At 62.7% G+C, this 3,131-nt stretch carries 5 protein-coding genes and 1 pseudogene; 5 read left to right on the forward strand and 1 reads right to left on the reverse strand.

Translation table 11 applies throughout. From position 1 onward, the window contains the following. From F7Q96_RS26980 to F7Q96_RS26285, 4 genes and pseudogenes are all read left to right on the forward strand, one after another. Positions 1-368 (forward strand): annotated as a pseudogene (locus F7Q96_RS26980) (mannosyl-glycoprotein endo-beta-N-acetylglucosamidase); the annotation flags it as partial. Continuing rightward, entirely contained in the window at positions 368-943 is a 576-nt protein-coding gene (locus tag F7Q96_RS26275) for a phage baseplate protein (RefSeq protein ID WP_053821600.1), read from the forward strand. The pseudogene F7Q96_RS26980 and the gene F7Q96_RS26275, both read left to right, overlap by 1 nt. Beyond that, the gene (locus F7Q96_RS26280) at positions 943-1,260 is read left to right on the forward strand and encodes a phage baseplate plug family protein (RefSeq protein WP_053821601.1); all 318 of its coding nucleotides are present in this window, start codon (positions 943-945) and stop codon (positions 1,258-1,260) included. Before F7Q96_RS26275 ends, F7Q96_RS26280 begins: the two co-directional genes overlap by 1 nt. Beyond that, entirely contained in the window at positions 1,257-2,225 is a 969-nt protein-coding gene (locus tag F7Q96_RS26285; protein WP_151023614.1) for a phage protein, read from the forward strand. The genes F7Q96_RS26280 and F7Q96_RS26285 overlap by 4 nt, the downstream gene beginning before the upstream one ends. Here the strand turns inward: F7Q96_RS26285 and F7Q96_RS26290 are convergent. Continuing rightward, entirely contained in the window at positions 2,222-2,767 is a 546-nt protein-coding gene (locus F7Q96_RS26290; RefSeq protein WP_151023616.1) for a hypothetical protein, read from the reverse strand. The genes F7Q96_RS26285 and F7Q96_RS26290 overlap by 4 nt on opposite strands. A gap of 9 nt (positions 2,768-2,776) precedes the next feature. Between F7Q96_RS26290 and F7Q96_RS26295 the strand changes: the two genes are divergently transcribed. After that, on the forward strand, positions 2,777-3,131 hold a 355-nt coding region (locus tag F7Q96_RS26295), incomplete at its 3' end, for a Gp138 family membrane-puncturing spike protein (RefSeq protein WP_261659905.1).

Genomic DNA, 3,131 nt, shown 5'->3' on the forward strand with positions numbered 1-3,131 from the left:
TCAAGGACTACCTGACCGGCGCCAGCGATAACATCGTCGCCGCCATGCAGGCCGCTGCCCGGGAATGGGCCAGCGTGGCCGACCCGGCGACGGGCAAGAGCTTCTACGATGGCGTCGGCAACAACCGCGCGTCCATCTCGGTCGAGCAGCTGGAGCAGGCGCTGCGCAACACCCGGGCAGCCATGACGGCGACCCCGACGGTGTACGCGCAGCGCGCGCCAGGCGGCAACAGCGTGCAGCTCGAGCAGCGAACCGAGATCAACGTGTACGGCGTCAACGATGCTGCTGCGGCAGGCCGGGAAGTCTCGCGCGAGCAGGGCCGGCTTAACGGCGACCTGGTGCGCAATCTGCAAGGAGCAGTCTCGTAATGCTGGACATCATCTCCTTCCTGTCGCCAAAGATGATCGGCGACATCCGGGTGCCCGTCACGATCGAGGAAGCCTACCAAGACGACCTGCAGATCACCGAGCACCCGGTGGAGAAGGGGGCGGAGATCTCTGACCACGCCTTCAAGCGCCAGCCGGAAGTCGTCATCAAGTGCGGGTGGAGCAACTCGGAGATCAAGGCGCTGACCGACACGCTGCAGGCGATCTTCGAGGGCGGCAGCCTGCCTACGGCGGACTACATCAGCACGGTGTACTCGCAGTTGCTGGCGCTTCAGGAGCTGCGCGAGCCGTTCCAGGTGGTGACGTCGCTGCGCCTGTACGAAAACATGCTGTTCAAGTCCCTGGCGGTGCTCAGGGACCAGAAGACGGGTGCCGCGATGTCGGTGACCGCGACGCTGAAGCAGCTTCGGATCGTCAACACGCAAGCCACGACGCTACCGCCGCGGGAGAACCAAGCCGATCCGGCGGCTACCGCTGAGACGCAGAACGCAGGCGTCAAGGCTGCGACGCCGGCAACGCCAGCGCCTGGCGGATCCGTTCCTCCGACGAGCATGTGATGCCCAACTTCTTCGAGATTCCACTGTCGCCCGAGCCGCAACGCTTCACGATCACGCTCAGCGGCGTGGACTACCGCCTGACGGTCCAGTATCGGAAAGCCGGTGGTGCGGGGTGGGTGCTCGACATCGCGGACGCCAACAATGCGCCTTTGGTCAGAGGCATCCCTCTGGTGACCGGCATCGACCTGCTTGGGCAGTATCGCCATCTTGGCTTCGCCGGCCGGCTGTGGGTGCAAGGCGCCGACAACCCGGACGATGTACCGACGTATGGCGATCTTGGTATCGGTTCTCACGTATTCTGGGTGACAGACGCATGAGCACGCGGCAATTCGGCCGGAAGGTCTCGCTCATTATCGGGCAGGACAGCGGCGAGGCGGTCGACCTGTCTGAACTGCGGTTCCGGTTTGATGTCCGCCGCGGTGACTTGCAGACGCCGAACTCGGCGAGGATCAGGGTCTACAACGTCTCAAAGCAGACGGCGCAGCGCATCGAGCGGGAGTTCACCCGGCTGGTGCTCCAGGCCGGCTACCCCGGCAACTACGGGATCATCTTCGACGGCACAGTCAAGCAGGTTCGACGCGGCCGCGAGAGCCAGACGGACACGTATCTGGACATCACCGCAGCGGATGGGGATTCGGCCTACAACTTCGCGGTGGTCAACACCACGTTGGCCGCGGGCTCGACGGCAGCCGACCATGTGGCGGCTGCTTGCACGGCCATGAACCCATACGGGGTGTCGCAGGGCTATCTGCCGGAGCTGCCCAGGAATCCACTCCCTCGCGGCAAGGTGATGTTCGGCATGGCTCGGGAGTTCATGCGCTGGACGGCCAGGACATGCCAGACCGTCTGGAGCATCCAGGACGGCAAGGTCGTCATGGTTCCCGAGACGTCGTACATGCCGGGAGAAATCCCGGTCATCACGTCGGAAACCGGGATGGTCGGGCTACCCGAGCAGACGCAGAACGGCATCACGATCAAGATGCTTCTTAATCCGAGCGTCAAGATCGGGCGCCTGATCCAGATAGACAATGCCAGCGTCCAGCGGTATGAGTACAGCCTGAACGTGGGTCAGCAGGCTCAGAATGAGCGCATCGAGGAACAGGCAAAGCTGCAGGACGATGGGTACTACTACGTCATGATCGCCGAGCACCATGGCGATACGCGCGGTAACGAGTACTACACCGATGTCATCTGCCTGGCAGCCGACGTCACAGTGTTGCCCGACAGCTTCAGGACGCAAGCAGCCGTGCCGCCGGACAACGTCATCAAGCGTTTCGGCTAGCGGAGCGCTTTGTGGAAGTCGTCCACGTTTTGCATGAACTGTTCGCGCGAGAACGCCGGTTTCAGGAACTTTCCTGATCCATCCGGACGGATCTCAACCTCGGCATAGTTCAGCAGCGTTTCCTTCCTTGTGTCGCCGTACTTGGAGACGATCAGTGCATCGTCGCCGGATGGGGTAATCAGTCGTCCCCAGCAAGCAGGGACGAGGGCGCGACCGTAGAGGGATTCGGCTGCGAACATGTCCTTAGCGCCCGAGATTGGAAGTTGGCACGGGGTGTCGCGATAGAGGATGGCGATCATCGACGCGCGCGGTGTCACGTCTTCAATCGGGCGCGCGAATAAGAAGGCGCGCCGTCCTACGGTCGCCGGGTTGAAAGACTTCATCTTGATTGACGCAGTCTCTGCCTCTTCCTTGATCTTCCATGCTGGCTTCTGCGCCTCCCTGGCGGCCAACTCCCGGTTCTTCCGGGTCAGTTCGTCGGGGTCGAAAGCGGTTGCCTGACAAGAAACCGCAAACAGCAACGCTGCGACGAGCACTTTCATAGCAATCCCATGGATAGACGAGAGCGGGTTGACGATCCCGAGGTAGCGCTTCGGGAGGCGTTCGACGGACTGCGCGCGGGCATCTGGACCGCGCTGCCGGGCATCATCCAGTCGTTCGATGCCGCAGCAATGACCTGCGAGGTCCAGCCGTCCATCAAGGTGCCGGTGCGGCAAATCGACGGATCGATCGTCAGCGTCACGATGCCCCTGCTGGTGGACTGCCCGGTGCAGTTTCCATCTGGCGGCAATTGTACGTTGACATTCCCGGTCAAGCCTGGGGACGAGTGCCTAGTCGTGTTCGCCAGCCGTTGTATCGACGCATGGTGGCAGTCGGGCGGCGTTCAGGAACAGGCCGAGCTGCGGA

This window comes from Cupriavidus gilardii, assembly GCF_008801915.1.
GTDB lineage: Bacteria > Pseudomonadota > Gammaproteobacteria > Burkholderiales > Burkholderiaceae > Cupriavidus > Cupriavidus gilardii.

Coding starts and splice junctions, on each gene's coding strand:
- F7Q96_RS26280 (WP_053821601.1), top strand. CDS start 943: ATGCCCAACTTCTTCGAGATTCCACTGTCGCCCGAGCCGCAACGCTTC.
- F7Q96_RS26290 (WP_151023616.1), bottom strand. CDS start 2,767: ATGAAAGTGCTCGTCGCAGCGTTGCTGTTTGCGGTTTCTTGTCAGGCA.
- F7Q96_RS26285 (WP_151023614.1), top strand. CDS start 1,257: ATGAGCACGCGGCAATTCGGCCGGAAGGTCTCGCTCATTATCGGGCAG.
- F7Q96_RS26275 (WP_053821600.1), top strand. CDS start 368: ATGCTGGACATCATCTCCTTCCTGTCGCCAAAGATGATCGGCGACATC.